Origin of the sequence: Corynebacterium senegalense, assembly GCF_900411315.1 — a bacterium.
GTDB lineage: Bacteria > Actinomycetota > Actinomycetes > Mycobacteriales > Mycobacteriaceae > Corynebacterium > Corynebacterium senegalense.
The window spans coordinates 996,617-1,010,382 of sequence record NZ_LS990887.1 but is presented as its reverse complement, the minus strand read 5'-3'; the positions used below and the strand labels follow the sequence as shown (position 1 = coordinate 1,010,382).

The window sequence follows — 13,766 nt, the reverse complement described above, 5'->3', positions numbered from 1 at the left end:
CAGTCAATCCAATATTGCATAAGGAATCGCCACATCCTTGCATGGGGAGTTTATTCACAAGTACGGTGGCTCGCTCTACTTTTTAGTCAATATGCGGGAGTCCCCGGATATCTACAGGGGGTAGATCGTCGGGAGCGTCAGATGTGTATAAGGAACAGGAAGGTGACCAGACCCGCGTCGACGAGGGCGAGGAGCTCGCGGGTGCGGAACAGTGGCGGGCCGGAACCGACCATCTGGCCGAAGGCCAGGTAGTCGCGCAACGCGCCCGTGCGGTCCTCCTCCGCGCCACGGCCGTTCTCCACGGCGAGGGTGGTGGGCTTGCGGCCGGCGGACATGACCCACAGGGCCGCCTTCACCGGGGAGTCCCGGGCAGCGATGGCCTCGGCGATGTCGCGCTCCATGCCGTCGGAGATGATGCGGGTCAGCTCGCCGACGGGGAGGTCGCCCGCGCCCCGGAGGGGGTCGATCCACCCGACCAGATCGAGGGGCTCCCCACCCACCCCGGTGAGGGCCTCCGTGAGGGCGGCTGGGACGGCTTCAATGTCGGTGGAGGAAGCCACGGATTCGAGGTCGGCGGCATCGATGCGCCCGAGGATCGCGTCGAGGCTCTCACCCAGCGCTTCGGGGCGCACGCGCGACAGCACCCGGTAATAGGCGGCGAAGGAATCGCGCACGAGTGCGGGCCAGAGGTCGACGCCGAAGCGGATCTGCCCGGGGCGCCGCCCCGCGGCGCGGACGGCTGCGGCGTGCCGGGAAAGGTCGGCCGCGGGAGGCAGGGAGCGGTACTCGGACTTGGGCAGGTAGGGGTAACCGCGTCCCGAGGCGACAACGAGGCGGGGCTCGTTCCCCGAGGCCTCGTAGCGCACCCCCGCGCGGGCGGTGCCGTCGGTGACGAAGCGGCCGCCGCGGTCGATGGTGCTGAGCGCCATGAGATCGAAGAAGCCCATGCCCAACCCGCGGACGAGCACCGTCCCGCCCGCCGGGAGCGCGGCGATGTTCTGCTCGACAGGGTTGTTCCCGCCGACCCAGGTGAACCCGCTGTCTGCGAACTTGCGCTCGCGGGCGGTGCGCTCCGGCAGCACCCAGCCGCTGGCGAGCGCGGTGGCGTCTGCGCTGACGGTGGTGCCGTCGCTCAGCGCGATGGCGTCGCGGTCGCCTTCGTCCGTGATCGCGAGGGCTCGTGCCCGGTGGGTGCGCACCTCGACGGAGGCGGGGAGCTGCGCCAGCGCGACGGCGAAGGCCCAGTTCAGGTACGCGCCGTAGAGGGCGCGCGAGGGGTTTGATTCGGGGCGGGTGCGGGCGATCTCCTCCGCGAACGCCTCAGGGATGTGAGGTGGCGTTGGGTGGGCGTCGACAAGCGCCGCCGTGGTGGGGGAGACGGCGTCGCGCTCGCCCCGGAGGAGCTGGATCCACTCGTACATCGTCGGGCCCTCGAGAGGCGGAGCGCCGACGGTGGCACCGGGTTCGGTGAAGAGGGTGACGGCGCCGGCGAGGGTGTTCATGCAGAGCGTGTGGGTCTGGGTGGTCTCCCACACGCGCCCGGCACCGAGCTCGGCATCGTCGATGAGGTGGAGCGTGAGGCCGGCGCCGTCGGCTCCCTGCGCGTTGAGGTACGCGGCAATGCGCTCGGTGGTGGATATTCCACGGGGGCCGACCCCGATCAGTGCGATGTCCGCTGGCATGGGGCTCACTGTACTCCCTCCCCCGGGTCTGTGATGTACTAAGTGGTCTATTTAGACAATACCGAATCGTCTAATTGTGGTAGTGTTCTGTCAACGCATCAACAACCCGGAGGTAGCAGTGGGAATCAGAACACAGGCGGGTGGGCGGCACCCGCTCCTCGTCGCCCTGGCGGTGCTCGCGGTGGCGGGGGTGCTGGCCGGGTGCTCTCTGAGCGGAGCCCCGTCAGCCAGGACCGACGGGGCGAGCGCACAGGCGGCTCCGGGGGAGGAGGTGCTCACCTACCTCGAACCGAATTGGTTCACCACCCTGTACCCGCCGGCAGCCGGCTTCTACCCCAACGGCGGTGTGCTCAACCAGGTGACAGACCGACTGCTCTACCAGGATCCGGACACGCTCGAGCTGAAGCCGTGGATCGCCACCGACCTCCCGGAGGTCAATGCAGACGCCACCGAGTTCACCTTCCACCTCCGCGACGGGGTGACCTACTCCGATGGCACGCCGTTGACGGCGCAGAACGTGGTGGACAACTTCGACCTCTACGGCAAGGGCGACAAGTCGCGGTTGCTCAACGCCTCCGAGCAGATCAGCGGGTACGACCACGGCGAGGTCGTCGACGACTCCACGGTCCGCTTCCTCTTCTCCCAGCCCTCGCCCGACTTCCCGCAGGCGACCTCCGTCTACAACGCGGGCCTGCTTTCCGACGCCACCCTGGCGCTGCGCAACGAGGACTTCGGCCCGGGAAACGCGGTGCACATCGTCGGCTCTGGACCCTTCGTCATCACCGACGAGACCCTCGGCACCGACCTGACCCTGACCGCGCGGGAGGACTACAACTGGGCGCCGCCCTCCCTGGAACACCAGGGGCGCGCCAGCATCGGGGGCATCCACTACCGCCTCGCCGCGGAGGAGTCCACCCGCTCGGGCGCGGTGCTCTCCGGCCAGGCGGATATGGCGCGCAGCATGACCGCTCCGGCGGAGCGCTACCTCACCGATGCCGGCGTCCAGGTGTACTCCCGCGGAACCAACGCGATGAACAACCAGCTGGCGTTCCGCTTCAACCACCCGCTCCTGCGGGACATCCGGGTGCGCCGCGCCCTCATCCACGGCATCAACCGTCAGGAGATCCTCCGCGTCCTCTTCTCCCCCTCGTACCCGCTGGCCACGTCCAGCGTCGCCGCGACGGGTCTGGGGTACAAGGAGCAGGACCCGCAGGCCTACGCCTTTGACCCGGACGAGTCCCGCCGCCTGCTGGAGGAGGCCGGGTGGCAACCCGGGCCCGACGGCATCCGGACCAGGGACGGCCAGCGCCTCACCCTGCGGGTCAACATCGCTGGCCCGCAGCCCCGCTCGCGCGAGGTGCAGACGATGGTCCAGGACCAGCTCCGCGGAATCGGAGTCGACCTCGAGATCAACTCCGGCGACAACGCCAGCCAGAACGCGGACGCCAAGGACCAGAACAAGATCCAGATCTACCACTCCATGGTGGGGCGGGCGGACTACGGCGCGATCGAGTCCCTGTACTCGGTGGGTGCCCGCAACGTGTTCCTCAACAAGGACGCAGACGGCAACGTCGCGGACCAGCACCTGGAGGACCTGCTGAAGAAGACCGTGTCCACACCTGACCCGGAGGCCAGGGCCGAGGCGACCCGCGAGGTGCAGGACTACGTCACCGAGCAGGCCTACACCCTGCCCCTGTTCGAGGAACCGCAGGTGTACGCGCTCTCGCCGAGGGTGAAGGGCTTCCGCACCGAGGCCGTTGCCCGGCCGTGGTTCTACGGCGTGTCCATCGACCATGGCGCCACACCCGGGAAGGAGAACTGATGCCCCGCATCCTCGCACGCATCGGGGAGGCGCTAGCCGTCCTCCTCATCGCCTACACCCTCGCGTTCTTCCTGCTTTCGGCACTGCCCTCCGATGGGGTGATGGCGCGTTACGCCGATCCCGCCCTGGGCCTGTCCAAGGAGGAGGTCGAGGGCATCCGTTCGCAGATGGGCCTGGACAAGCCCGTGTGGGCGCAGTACGTCGCGTCCCTGCGCGGTTTCCTCACCGGGAACCTCGGCTACTCCGTGCGCACGGGCACCCCGGTCGCGGAGCTGATCACGGACGCGCTGCCGCACACGCTGGCCCTGGCCGCCTCGGCGGTGGGCCTGGCTATCGTTCTTGCGCTGCTCGTGGCCTACGCCGCGACGCTGCCGGGGATGGGAGCGGTGGGCGCCTTCTTCCGGGCGCTGCCCTCCTTCCTCGTCTCCCTGCCCGGTTTCTGGGTGGCGATCCTGCTGCTGCAGTTCTTCTCCTTCCGCCTGGGCTGGGTCAACGTCATCGACCCTGGCCCCCTCGAGGGCCTCGTCCTGCCGACGCTGACGCTGGTGGTCCCCATGGCGGCACCGCTGACCCAGGTGCTCATCCGCTCCATCGACGAGGTCAAGGGGCAGCCGTTCGTGCAGGTGCTGCGCGCCCGGGGAGCGGGAGAGCCCCGCATCTTCTGGCGCAACGTCCTGCGCAACGCCACCCTCCCCGCGCTCACGATGGCTGGCCTCCTCTTCGGTGAGCTCATCAGCGGCGCGGTCGTCACCGAGACGGTCTTCGGGCGCACCGGCCTCGGCTCGCTGGTGGTCACCGCGGTGTCGAACCGCGACACCCCCGTCCTGTTGGGTGTGGTCGTCCTCGCGGCCGTGGCCTACGTCGTGATCAACCTCGTCGTCGACCTCCTCTACCGGGTTTTCGACGTCCGTCTCCGCAGAAAGGCACGCTCATGAGCGAGGCACTGTACCGAACCGCAGCACCCGCGGCGCCCCCAGTCTCGGCACCGGCGGAGCGCACCCGGCGCAACCCGTGGCTTGCGCCGGGCTCCCTCGCCTCTCTCGCGGTGCTTGCCGTGGCGTTCCTCTTCGCCCTCGCCCCGGGTTTGTTCGCCACCGCCGACCCCTACACGGGCACCGACGTCGCGCTCCTCCCGCCGGGTGCGGACCACTGGTTCGGCACAGACTCCGTCGGGCGCGACCTCTTCTCCCGCGTCGTCTTCGGAGCCCGGCAGTCGCTGTTCGGGGCGCTCATCGCGGTGCTTGTCGGTGCCGTGGTCGGCACCCTTTTCGGCCTCGTCGCCGGCACGCGGCGCGGGTGGGTAGACACCGTCATCATGCGGCTTGTCGACGTCCTCCTGGCCATCCCGGGCATCCTCCTGTCGCTGTCCCTGATCATCGTGCTGGGCTTCGGCTCCCTGCAGGCCGCCTTCGCGGTGGGGGTGACCAGCATCGCCACCTTCGCGCGCCTGGTGCGCTCGCAGGTGATCACGGTGGCCAACTCGGATTACGTCGAGGCGGCGTACGGGGCGGGGGCGACGCGCGCGCAGGCGCTGCGGCGCCACGTCCTGCCCAACTCACTGACTCCGGTGATCGCGCTGGCGGCGCTGCAGTTCGGCTCGGCCGTGCTGCAGCTGTCCATCCTCGGCTTTCTCGGTTACGGCGCGCCGCCGCCCGTGCCGGAGTGGGGCCTCATCATCGCCGAGGGGCGGGACTTCATGACCCTGGCGTGGTGGATCATCGCGCTGCCCGGCCTGGCCATCGTGGCCACGGTGATGGCGGCGAACCGGCTGTCCAGGAACATCGACGCTGCGGCGGAGGCTTGAGAATCATGACGACATCCCTTTCACGCACCGCCGCCCCCGTTCTGGCCGTGGAGGACCTGGCCGTGTCCTACGGCGGGGTCCCCGCCGTCAGCGGTATCGGTTTCGCCGTCAGCCCGGGAAGGATGACCGCCATCGTCGGCGAGTCCGGCTCCGGCAAGACCACCTCCGCCATGGCCGCCATCGGACTGCTCGGGCCCGGGGCCCGGGTCGAGGCCGGCCGCATCACCTTCCGCGGGGAGGACATCACGGAATCCACCCCGGCCCAGTGGCGCGCCCTGCGTGGTGCCCGGATCGGGCTGGTGCCCCAGGACCCCAACAATTCCCTGAACCCGCTGAAGACCATCGGGCGCTCCATCGAGGAGGGCATGGAGGTCCACGGGATCGGGGATGGGGCGTCGAGAAGCGAACGCGCCCTCGAGCTGCTGGAGCAGGTCGGGATTGACGACCCGGAGCTCCGTTACCGGCAATACCCGCACGAGCTGTCGGGCGGGATGAAGCAGCGCGTGCTCATCGCCGCGGCGGTGGCGCTCGAACCCGAGGTGCTCATCGCGGACGAGCCCACGTCGGCGCTGGACGTGACGGTGCAGAAGACGATCCTGGACCTGCTCGACCGGATGCGCGCCGAGCTGGGGCTCGGTGTCGTGCTCATCACCCACGACCTCGCGGTGGCGGGCGACCGGGCTGACGACGTGGTCATCATGGAGCGCGGCCGCGTGGTCGAGGCCGGTCCCGCCGACGCCGTTTTGTCCAGCCCGAGCGAGGAGTATTCGCGCAGGCTGCTCGCCGACGCCCCGTCGCTCGCCGTCGTGAACTCGCGGCACCGGCCACCCACCGGCAGCGATGTGCTCGTCAGCGTGGAGCACCTGAGCAAGCGCTACGGCGGTTTCACCGCCGTCGGGGACGTCTCCTTCGAGGTCTACCGCGGTTCGACGCACGCCCTGGTCGGCGAGTCGGGCTCCGGCAAGACAACGACGGGGCGCACGGTGTCACTGTTCACCGAACCCACCGAGGGCCGTGTCGTCATCGACGGCGTGGACCTGGCCGGCCTCGGTGCGGCCGACCGGCGCCGCATGCGCGGGACGGTGCAAATGGTGCACCAGAACCCGTTTTCCTCGCTGGACCCGCGCATGACGGTGGAGGACATCGTGGCCGAGCCGCTGCGCAGCCTCTCCCGGGTGCCCAGGCGCCGGGCCCGCGAGCGGGCCCGGGAGGCCCTCAGCCTCGTCGCACTCGACCCGGTCCTGGCGGGCCGCCGCCCCGCGCAGCTCTCCGGCGGCCAGCGCCAGCGCGTCGCCATCGCGCGGGCGCTCATCGTGGAACCGGAGGTCGTGGTCCTCGACGAGGCCGTCTCCGCCCTCGATGTCACGGTCCAGGCGCAGATCCTCGAACTCCTCGAGCGTCTGCAGCGCGAACTGGGCCTGACCTACATCTTCATCTCGCACGACCTCGCCGTGGTGCGCCAGATCTCCGACACCGTCAGCGTGTTCAGCCACGGGACGCAGGTGGAGTACGGGCGCACCGACGAGGTTTTCGACCATCCGCGCGCGGCAACCACCCGCACGCTCATCGACGCCATCCCCGGCGCCCTCTTCCGGGCCCGGGGGCTAGGAGAATTCATTGTCTGACCCCACCACCGGCACCACCATCATCGACCTCCTGGCGGACGCGCCCGCCGACATCGCGGCGCTGCGCCGCCGGCGCCCCGAGGCGGTGGACAACGCGGAGGCGAGCTTCCGTGCGCTCCTCGAACCCGCGGACGCCGCCGGGTTCCCGCAGGCCTGGCGCTACGCCGTCGCTGCGTTCGTCGCTGGCGTCACCGGGCAGCCCGCGGCGCTGGCCTTCTACCGGGACCTCCTCGCCGACGAAGCGGAGGGGGCGGAAGCGGATCTTCCCGGGGCGCTTCCCGGGGCCGTCGATACGGCGATCGCGCGGGGGGCATCGACGGGCCCGTACTCCGGGGGCGGGTTCGTGGAGTTCGGAGCCGTGCCGGGGCTCGACCCGCGGCTCGCGGCGGGCCTGGACTTCGCCCACCTGCTCACCTTCCACCCGAAGGACGCCTCGCCGGCCGCCATCGGGCACCTGCAGGAGGCGGGCTGGGGTGATGACGCCATCGTTTCCCTGGCCCAGCTGGTGGCCTTTCTCGCCTTCCAGCTGCGCGTCGCGCACGGCGTGCGGGTCCTCGCGGGCGGGGGTGCGGGCTCCCCGGCTTCCCCGGGTGCGGGGCGCGCGCCGGGCGTGGCGGATCCGGGCTGGACGCCCGGCCCGCGCACCCTGGTGCCGGACGTCGTCGCGCCCGCCCGCTTCGTGGAGCACTCCCTGGGGTGGAAGCCGTGGCTGGCGGCGCTGCCGAAGGAGGAGTTCACCGATGTCCACCGGGAAGCCCTGGTGCAGCCGCAGCGCATCGATTCCGAATACTTCCGCCTCCTCGCCCGCGACCCGGCCGCCCTCAGGGCGCGCACGCTGACGGACCTCGACATCTTCTACAACACCGACGGCGGGTTGGGCCGCGCCGAGCGTGAGTTCGCGGCGACGGTGGTCTCCCGCCTCAACGGGTGCGAGTACTGCGCGTCGGTGCACCAGGCGCGCTCGAAGGAGGAGGGCGGGGACGCCGCGGTGATTTCCCGGTTGCTGGACGAAGGCGTGGCGGCCGACATGGGCTCCCCGCTGTGGGAGGCGCTGCGCGACGCCGCCGTCGCGCTCACGGCCACGCCCGTCGAGTTCTCGTGGCGCCACGTGGAGGGGCTGCGCGATGCCGGCCTCGATGACCTCGCCGTCCTCGACGCGATCAACGCCTCCGCATTCTTCAACTGGGCGAACCGCCTCATGCTCACCCTCGGTGCCCCGGACGTGCCGAAGCGCTTCCGCTGACCCTCCTGGCTATGGTGGGGGCATGGTTCGTGTCTTCCTCGTCGATGATCACTCCGTCTTCCGCGCCGGCGTGCGCGCCGAGCTCGCGGAGGCGGGGGCGGGCATCGAGGTGGTCGGCGAGGCGGGCGCGGTGTGCCAGGCCATCGCCGGGATTAACACCACCCGCCCTGACGTCGTGCTTCTCGACGTCCACATGCCCGACGGCGGGGGCCTCGCCGTCATCCGGGGCGCCGAGCCGGGGCCGCGCTACCTCGCGCTGTCCGTGTCGGACGCCGCGGAGGACGTCATCGCCCTGATCCGGGCGGGCGCGCGCGGTTACGTGACCAAGAACATCGCCGGCGACGAGCTGGCCGAGGCCATCGGCCGCGTGCACGGCGGTGACGCCTACTTCTCCGCACGCCTGGCCGGCTTCGTCCTCGACGCCTTCGTCGCGGGCGGGGTGGTCGACGACCCGGAGGGCGAGCCCGTGAAGGTGGAGGATCCGGCCGTGGATGCGCTCACCCGCCGCGAGCTCGAGGTCCTGCGGCTGCTGGCCCGCGGCTACACCTACAAGGAGATCGGGAAACAGCTGTTCATCTCGGTGAAGACGGTGGAGACGCACGCCTCCAACATCCTGCGCAAGACGCAGACCTCCAACCGCCACCAGCTGACGCGCTGGGCGGCCGACAGGGACTTGGACTAGGGCTAGGGGCTTGACCAGCGCGCTCTACTCCGCGTAGGCGAGCCGCCGCGACCCGTCGACGTGCGGGTAGAGCAGCCACGCCACTGCGCCTACCGCCACGAAGGCGGCCAGGACCGCCCACGCGGGCCACGGGGCGACGAGCGGCGCCAGCATGAGCAGCAGCCACCACAGCATCAGCGGCACGAGCATGCTTACCGACGGCACCCGGGCGACGTTCTTCTCCTCGGCGTACGCGCGCATTCGCGCGCGGTAGGGGTGCGCCAGCGTGAGGGCGACGGCGAGGGCCACCGACGCGAGCACGGCGACGGCCTTGACCCCGGGGGCGGCGGCGGAAACCATCGCAGCCAGGGAAAAGCCGACGAGCGCGGAGCCGCCGGCGCGGACGAGACCGGGCGTGGGGATGGGGGTGGGGCGGTTGCGGAGGTCGGCGGGGGAGAGCAGCGGAGCGGACATGGGGTTAGGGTACAACGGGGTCCGGACACGGCGAATTTTCTAGAAAGTACGTTCGACCTCGCCTGTTGCCGGTGTCGGCCGCGGGGTGCATACTGGGGCGCGTGAATGGAACATCTATTCGAGCGCGCTCCGGGGCGGGCGCGGCGAGCCGGGCGGAGCAGATCGCCGAGCTGCGCGCCCGCATGTCCGCCCTGGGTGGGGAGGTTGTCCGCCCCGCCGCGCCCGACGTGGATGTCGTTCCCACCGGCGGGGAGCTCGGCGTGCTGTTTCCCCACGGCGGCCTGCCCCGCCGGGCCGTGAGCCACTTCAGCGACACTCCCGCGCTGGTGGTGGAAGTGATCGCCCGCGTCGCGGAGGACGGCGGGTTCTGCGGAGTGGTGGGGTGGCCCGAGCTGTCCTACGCGGGGATCGCCGCCGAGCGCATGGACAGGATCGTGGCGGTGCCCGACCCGGGCATCGACCCCCTGAGCGTGGCCGGGGTGCTGGCGGAGGGGCTCGACCTCGTCGTGCTGCGCACCCCGCAGCGCATCGAGCTGTCCCCGGTGCGGGCCCGCCCGCTGCTGGCCAAGCTGCGCCACGGCCGCGCCGCGCTCGTCGCGGTCGGGACGCGCGTGCCCTCCGCCGCGCTCGAGGTGACCGGGGAGGTCGTCGACTTCCACGGGGTCGGCCGGGGGCAGGGCAGGATCTCCGGCATTGACCTGCGCGTCCGCGCCCGGGCGAAGGGGGCGCAGCCCGCCTCGCGGGTGCTCACCCTGGGAGGCGCCCCGCAGCAGCCGGGGCTGAGGGTGGTGAAGTGACGTGCGCGTCGCCGCCATCTGGTTTCCCGACTGGCCTGTGCAGGCGGCGCGCCTGGAGGCGGACGACGAGCTCGCCGAGCTCATCGCCATCGCCGCCCAGCGCCGGGTGAAGGCATGCTCGCACGTGGCGCGCTCCCTCGGGGTGCGTCGCGGGATGAAGGTGCGCCACGCCCAGGCCCTCGCCCCCACGCTGAGCGTGGTGGAGGACAACCCCGACCGTGACGGGCGGATGTTCGCGGCCCTGGCGACAAGCTTCGACGAGGTGGCGTCCTCCGTCGAGGTGCTGCGCCCCGGGCTCGTGCTCGTCGACGTCGCCGCGGCGGGGAAGTTCCACGGCGGGGAGGAGGTGGCCACGGAGATGCTTCTCGATGCCGCCTCGCGCCGCGGCATCGACGCGCTCGCCGGGGTGGCCGACGAGATCGCCACCGCCGTCATCGCCGCGCGCTTTTCCGCGGTGGTGGAACCCGGCGGCTCGGCGGGCTTCCTCGGGTCCCGCCCGCTGCGGGTCCTGCTGGCAGAGGCCGCTTTGGGGGCGGACCCGCAGGTCGTGGCCGAGCTGGGCCAGCTCGGCATCGCCACCCTCGGCGACCTGGCGGGCGTGCCCGCGACCGCCATGACTACCCGCTTCGGGTCCGCCGGCATGCACCTGCACCGCATCGCCCGCGCGGCCCCGGACCGCCGCGTCGCCCCGGAGCTGCCCGTCGCGGACCTTGCGGTGGCCGTCACGCCGGACGAGCCGATCGAGCGCGTCGACGCGGCCGCCTTCGCCGCCCGCGCCCTCGCCGCGGGCCTGCACGAGCGGCTCCGGGAGGCCGGGCGCAATTGCCTGCGCCTCAAGGTCGTGGCCGAGCTGACCTCCGGGGAGAGGGTGGAGCGCGTCTGGCGCACCCGCGAGGCGCTCACCGAGTCCGCCACCGCGGACCGCGTGCGCTGGCAGCTCGACGGCTGGCTCACAGGCGGCGGGGCGGGGGCCATCGCCTCGCTCATCCTGGAGCCGCTCGAGCTGGCGGAGCCGGAGACGGTCGGGCAGCTGTGGTCCGACGGGACGAGCACCGACGAGGCGCGCCGCGTGGTCGAGCGGGTCCAGTCCCAGCTCGGCATTGACGCCGTCGTCCAGCCCCAGTTCGTCGGCGGTCGCGGGGTGGCCGAGCGGGTGGAGCTCATCCCCTTCGGCGAGCGGCCCCGGAAGGTGGAGCAGCTGCCGTGGCCGGGGGCGATCCCCGCCCCGCTGCCCGCCCGGCTCGGCGGGGGCATCGACCACCCCGCGTCCGCGGTCACGCTTCTCGACGCCACCGCGCGCCGCGTCGGGGTCACCGCCGAGGCCCTGCTCACCTCCGCCCCCTACGCGCTCGGCTGGGGGGAGGGGCGCTACCTGGTCACCGGGTGGGCCGGCCCGTGGCCGGTGGACGAGGGCTGGTGGGGAGCCCGCCCGAATAAGGTGGCGCGGCTGCAGGTCGTCGGTAAGCGGGAAAAGGGCGGGGACGTGCACGCCTGGCTGCTGGTGTGGACGCGAGGGAGGTGGCGCGTGGAGGCGGTGTACGGCTAGGGCTCAGGAGGACTTGACGATGTCCACGACGAGGCGCGTCGGGTTGTCCAGGACCTGCACCGAGTAGGGCTTGGCCGAGCGCAGGCCGACAACGACTTGGCTGCGGCCCTCGTAGGTCCCGGCGTTGACCACGTCGACGATGTTGCTGGACCCGCCGGTCGAGTCCACGGGGACGGAGCCCACCCCGGCCTCGAAGGGGTAGACGGTGCCGTCGACGTTGATGTTGAGGAAGGTCGAGCCCTGCACGTTCAGCGGCCGGCCCACGGTTTCCTGCATGGGGGTGTCCACGTAGTTGACATACCAGCCCGGCAAGCCGGTACCGGAGAGGTCGATGACCACGCGGTCGAAGCGCTGGTGGCTGCCCACACGGACCCCGGAGACCGCGAGCTGGGCGGGCTCGTCGGGGCGCTGCGTCTTGGGGGAGGAGTTGGGCGTGCCCAGGGGTGTGAGGTCGGTCTCGCGCGCGGCCGAGGGCTGGGGCAGGGAGGCAACCTTGTTCTCGGGTGGGGGACTGCCCATCGGCGCTGGTGAGCACCCCGCGAGGAGGGCACCGGCGGCCGCGGCGGCGACACCGGGGAACACTCCTGCCTTTAAATTCATGCGCACCACGCTAGTCAAAGAGGTCGGCGAGGGGAAATTGTTGACTCGTCGCGCACCGATGAGCGCGGGGAATAAATGCGCCGGGCCTGCGCGGATGGGGTTAGGCTTGCCTAAATTTACTAGGATGGGGGACATGAGCAACACGGTGGACATTCTCTGCTCCGACAACGAGGTGGAGCCGCTGCCCGGAACAGCGAAGAAGGGCGTGGTCTACGTCCTTTTCGAGTGGCCCGACCCGTGGAGCCACGACATCCTCGACGGAGATACCTTCGGCCCCGAGCTCACCGCCAAGCTCAAGGCGCACATGGCGAAGTGGGGGGCGTCGCTGCAGCTCATCCGCCACCCCACGCGCGAGGGGCGCCAGATCGCGGACCACCACCTCTACATCGTGTTCTCCTATATCGGACTCACGGAGGTCAAGCACGTCGACGGCCCCGAGGACATCCTCGACCTCGACCTGAGCGGGCCCGGGCTCAACGACGCCATGGCGCGCCTCACCCCCCTCGTCCTCGTGTGCACCCACGCCAAGCGCGACCGCTGCTGCGCCATCAAGGGCCGCCCCCTGGTCAACGAGATCGAACGCCGCTACCCCTTCCAGGAGGGCCGCGATGTGGTGTGGGAGACCTCCCACATGAAGGGCCACCGTTTCGCGGCGACGCTCCTGCTCATGCCGTGGGGCTACAGCTTCGGGCGGATGAATCTCGAGGCCACGGAGGCAATGCTTGCCGACGCCATGCGCGGCATCTTCTTCGTCCCCGGCAACCGCGGCCGCGGCATCTACTCCCCGCTGGGGCAGGCCGCCGAGATCGCGGTGGCTGCCCACCTGGCTGGGCAGGGCGTGCGGGTGCAGTACGGCCAGCTCACCATTTCCTCCGAAAGCTCCGACGGCGACCGTGGCGAGGTCGTGGTGACGGACACCGGCACTGGAACCTCGTACACGGTTCCCATGGAGAAGAAGCAGGTCTCGGGCATCCTGTCCTCCTGCGGCGACCAGCCGAAGGACGGCGCCTACTGGCAGGCCGGCAGCGTCTCGACTGCGCCCTAGCTGTACTTCCCCGTGACGTTGTGAACGCGTTGTGCGGGGGTGAGGCCGCCGATGGCGGTGTGGGCTCGATGGTAGTTGTAGTCGTGGATGAATGCCGCGTAGGTCTGCTGCCGGGCCCGCTCGCTGGTATAGGGGCGTAGGTAGGCCCACTCCTGCATGAGTGTGCGGTTAAACCGCTCGACTTTGCCGTTGGTCTGCGGCCGGTACGGCTTCGTGTAGAGGTGCTTGATTACACCGCCCAGGGCAGCATCGAATGCTGTCGAGCGGTAGCAGGCGCCGTTGTCGGTCATCACCCGTTTGACCGCAATGCCCTGGGTGGAAAAGAACGCGCAGGCACGCTTCATAAACCCTGCCGCGGTGTCCTTCTTCTCGTCGGGCAAGATCTCGGAGTACACCATCCTGGAGTAGTCATCGACGGCGTGGTGCAGGTAGGAATACCCGCGCCCGGCAGGCGCACCAGCGCGGGT

The 13,766-nt window shown here is 70.8% G+C and carries 13 protein-coding genes; 9 read left to right on the top strand and 4 right to left on the bottom strand.

From position 1 onward, the window contains the following. Positions 1–137 precede the first annotated feature (137 nt). Positions 138–1,682 carry an FAD/NAD(P)-binding protein gene (locus DYZ02_RS04880; protein WP_115685241.1) on the bottom strand — a complete coding sequence of 515 codons (1,545 nt, stop codon included), beginning with the start codon at positions 1,680–1,682 and terminating at the stop codon, positions 138–140. Between the two features lie 118 nt (positions 1,683–1,800). Between DYZ02_RS04880 and DYZ02_RS04875 the strand changes: the two genes are divergently transcribed. Genes DYZ02_RS04875 through DYZ02_RS04850 form a run of 6 tightly spaced genes read left to right on the top strand, consistent with a single transcriptional unit; the run spans position 1,801 to position 8,858 of the window. After that, positions 1,801–3,504 carry a TIGR04028 family ABC transporter substrate-binding protein gene (locus DYZ02_RS04875; protein WP_245945659.1) on the top strand — a complete coding sequence of 568 codons (1,704 nt, stop codon included), beginning with the start codon at positions 1,801–1,803 and terminating at the stop codon, positions 3,502–3,504. After that, a complete protein-coding gene (locus DYZ02_RS04870) occupies positions 3,504–4,439 on the top strand; it encodes an ABC transporter permease (protein WP_115685240.1) in 936 nt (311 codons plus the stop codon). Before DYZ02_RS04875 ends, DYZ02_RS04870 begins: the two co-directional genes overlap by 1 nt. Continuing rightward, on the top strand, positions 4,436–5,308 hold the full coding sequence (locus DYZ02_RS04865) for an ABC transporter permease (protein WP_115685239.1): 873 nt from the start codon (positions 4,436–4,438) through the stop codon (positions 5,306–5,308). Before DYZ02_RS04870 ends, DYZ02_RS04865 begins: the two co-directional genes overlap by 4 nt. Before the next feature lie 5 nt (positions 5,309–5,313). Further along, the gene (locus DYZ02_RS04860; RefSeq protein WP_115685238.1) at positions 5,314–6,933 is read left to right on the top strand and encodes a dipeptide ABC transporter ATP-binding protein; all 1,620 of its coding nucleotides are present in this window, start codon (positions 5,314–5,316) and stop codon (positions 6,931–6,933) included. Beyond that, a complete protein-coding gene (locus DYZ02_RS04855) occupies positions 6,926–8,176 on the top strand; it encodes an alkylhydroperoxidase domain protein (protein WP_115685237.1) in 1,251 nt (416 codons plus the stop codon). The genes DYZ02_RS04860 and DYZ02_RS04855 overlap by 8 nt, the downstream gene beginning before the upstream one ends. 22 nt (positions 8,177–8,198) lie before the next feature. Continuing rightward, positions 8,199–8,858: a LuxR C-terminal-related transcriptional regulator gene (locus DYZ02_RS04850; RefSeq protein ID WP_115685236.1), complete on the top strand. Its 660-nt coding sequence runs from the start codon at positions 8,199–8,201 to the stop codon at positions 8,856–8,858. A 24-nt stretch (positions 8,859–8,882) separates the two neighbouring features. Here DYZ02_RS04850 and DYZ02_RS04845 read toward each other — a convergent pair whose 3' ends face one another. Further along, entirely contained in the window at positions 8,883–9,311 is a 429-nt protein-coding gene (locus tag DYZ02_RS04845; protein ID WP_245945657.1) for a hypothetical protein, read from the bottom strand. 101 nt (positions 9,312–9,412) lie between these two features. Here DYZ02_RS04845 and DYZ02_RS04840 point away from each other — a divergent pair, with 101 nt between their 5' ends. Together DYZ02_RS04840 and DYZ02_RS04835 are read left to right on the top strand one after the other, a co-directional pair. After that, positions 9,413–10,108, top strand: a complete 696-nt coding sequence (locus DYZ02_RS04840) for a hypothetical protein (RefSeq protein WP_245945655.1) — start codon at positions 9,413–9,415, stop codon at positions 10,106–10,108. 1 nt (position 10,109) lies between these two features. After that, positions 10,110–11,654 carry a Y-family DNA polymerase gene (locus tag DYZ02_RS04835; RefSeq protein WP_115685234.1) on the top strand — a complete coding sequence of 515 codons (1,545 nt, stop codon included), beginning with the start codon at positions 10,110–10,112 and terminating at the stop codon, positions 11,652–11,654. Positions 11,655–11,657: 3 nt separating this feature from the next. Here DYZ02_RS04835 and DYZ02_RS04830 read toward each other — a convergent pair whose 3' ends face one another. After that, on the bottom strand, positions 11,658–12,254 hold the full coding sequence (locus DYZ02_RS04830) for an AMIN-like domain-containing (lipo)protein (protein WP_115685233.1): 597 nt from the start codon (positions 12,252–12,254) through the stop codon (positions 11,658–11,660). A gap of 133 nt (positions 12,255–12,387) precedes the next feature. Between DYZ02_RS04830 and DYZ02_RS04825 the strand changes: the two genes are divergently transcribed. After that, positions 12,388–13,299, top strand: a complete 912-nt coding sequence (locus DYZ02_RS04825) for a sucrase ferredoxin (protein WP_181896892.1) — start codon at positions 12,388–12,390, stop codon at positions 13,297–13,299. Here DYZ02_RS04825 and DYZ02_RS04820 read toward each other — a convergent pair. After that, positions 13,296–13,766, bottom strand: a 471-nt coding sequence (locus tag DYZ02_RS04820; protein ID WP_147291510.1) for an integrase core domain-containing protein, incomplete at its 5' end; no start/stop codon positions are given. The two genes, DYZ02_RS04825 and DYZ02_RS04820, sit on opposite strands and share 4 nt — an antisense overlap.

Bases quoted from the DNA above. Each gene is read 5' to 3' on its own strand.
- DYZ02_RS04880 (WP_115685241.1), bottom strand. From the start codon at position 1,682: ATGCCAGCGGACATCGCACTGATCGGGGTCGGCCCCCGTGGAATATCC.
- DYZ02_RS04870 (WP_115685240.1), top strand. From the start codon at position 3,504: ATGCCCCGCATCCTCGCACGCATCGGGGAGGCGCTAGCCGTCCTCCTC.
- DYZ02_RS04865 (WP_115685239.1), top strand. From the start codon at position 4,436: ATGAGCGAGGCACTGTACCGAACCGCAGCACCCGCGGCGCCCCCAGTC.
- DYZ02_RS04860 (WP_115685238.1), top strand. From the start codon at position 5,314: ATGACGACATCCCTTTCACGCACCGCCGCCCCCGTTCTGGCCGTGGAG.
- DYZ02_RS04850 (WP_115685236.1), top strand. From the start codon at position 8,199: ATGGTTCGTGTCTTCCTCGTCGATGATCACTCCGTCTTCCGCGCCGGC.
- DYZ02_RS04845 (WP_245945657.1), bottom strand. From the start codon at position 9,311: ATGTCCGCTCCGCTGCTCTCCCCCGCCGACCTCCGCAACCGCCCCACC.
- DYZ02_RS04830 (WP_115685233.1), bottom strand. From the start codon at position 12,254: ATGAATTTAAAGGCAGGAGTGTTCCCCGGTGTCGCCGCCGCGGCCGCC.
- DYZ02_RS04825 (WP_181896892.1), top strand. From the start codon at position 12,388: ATGAGCAACACGGTGGACATTCTCTGCTCCGACAACGAGGTGGAGCCG.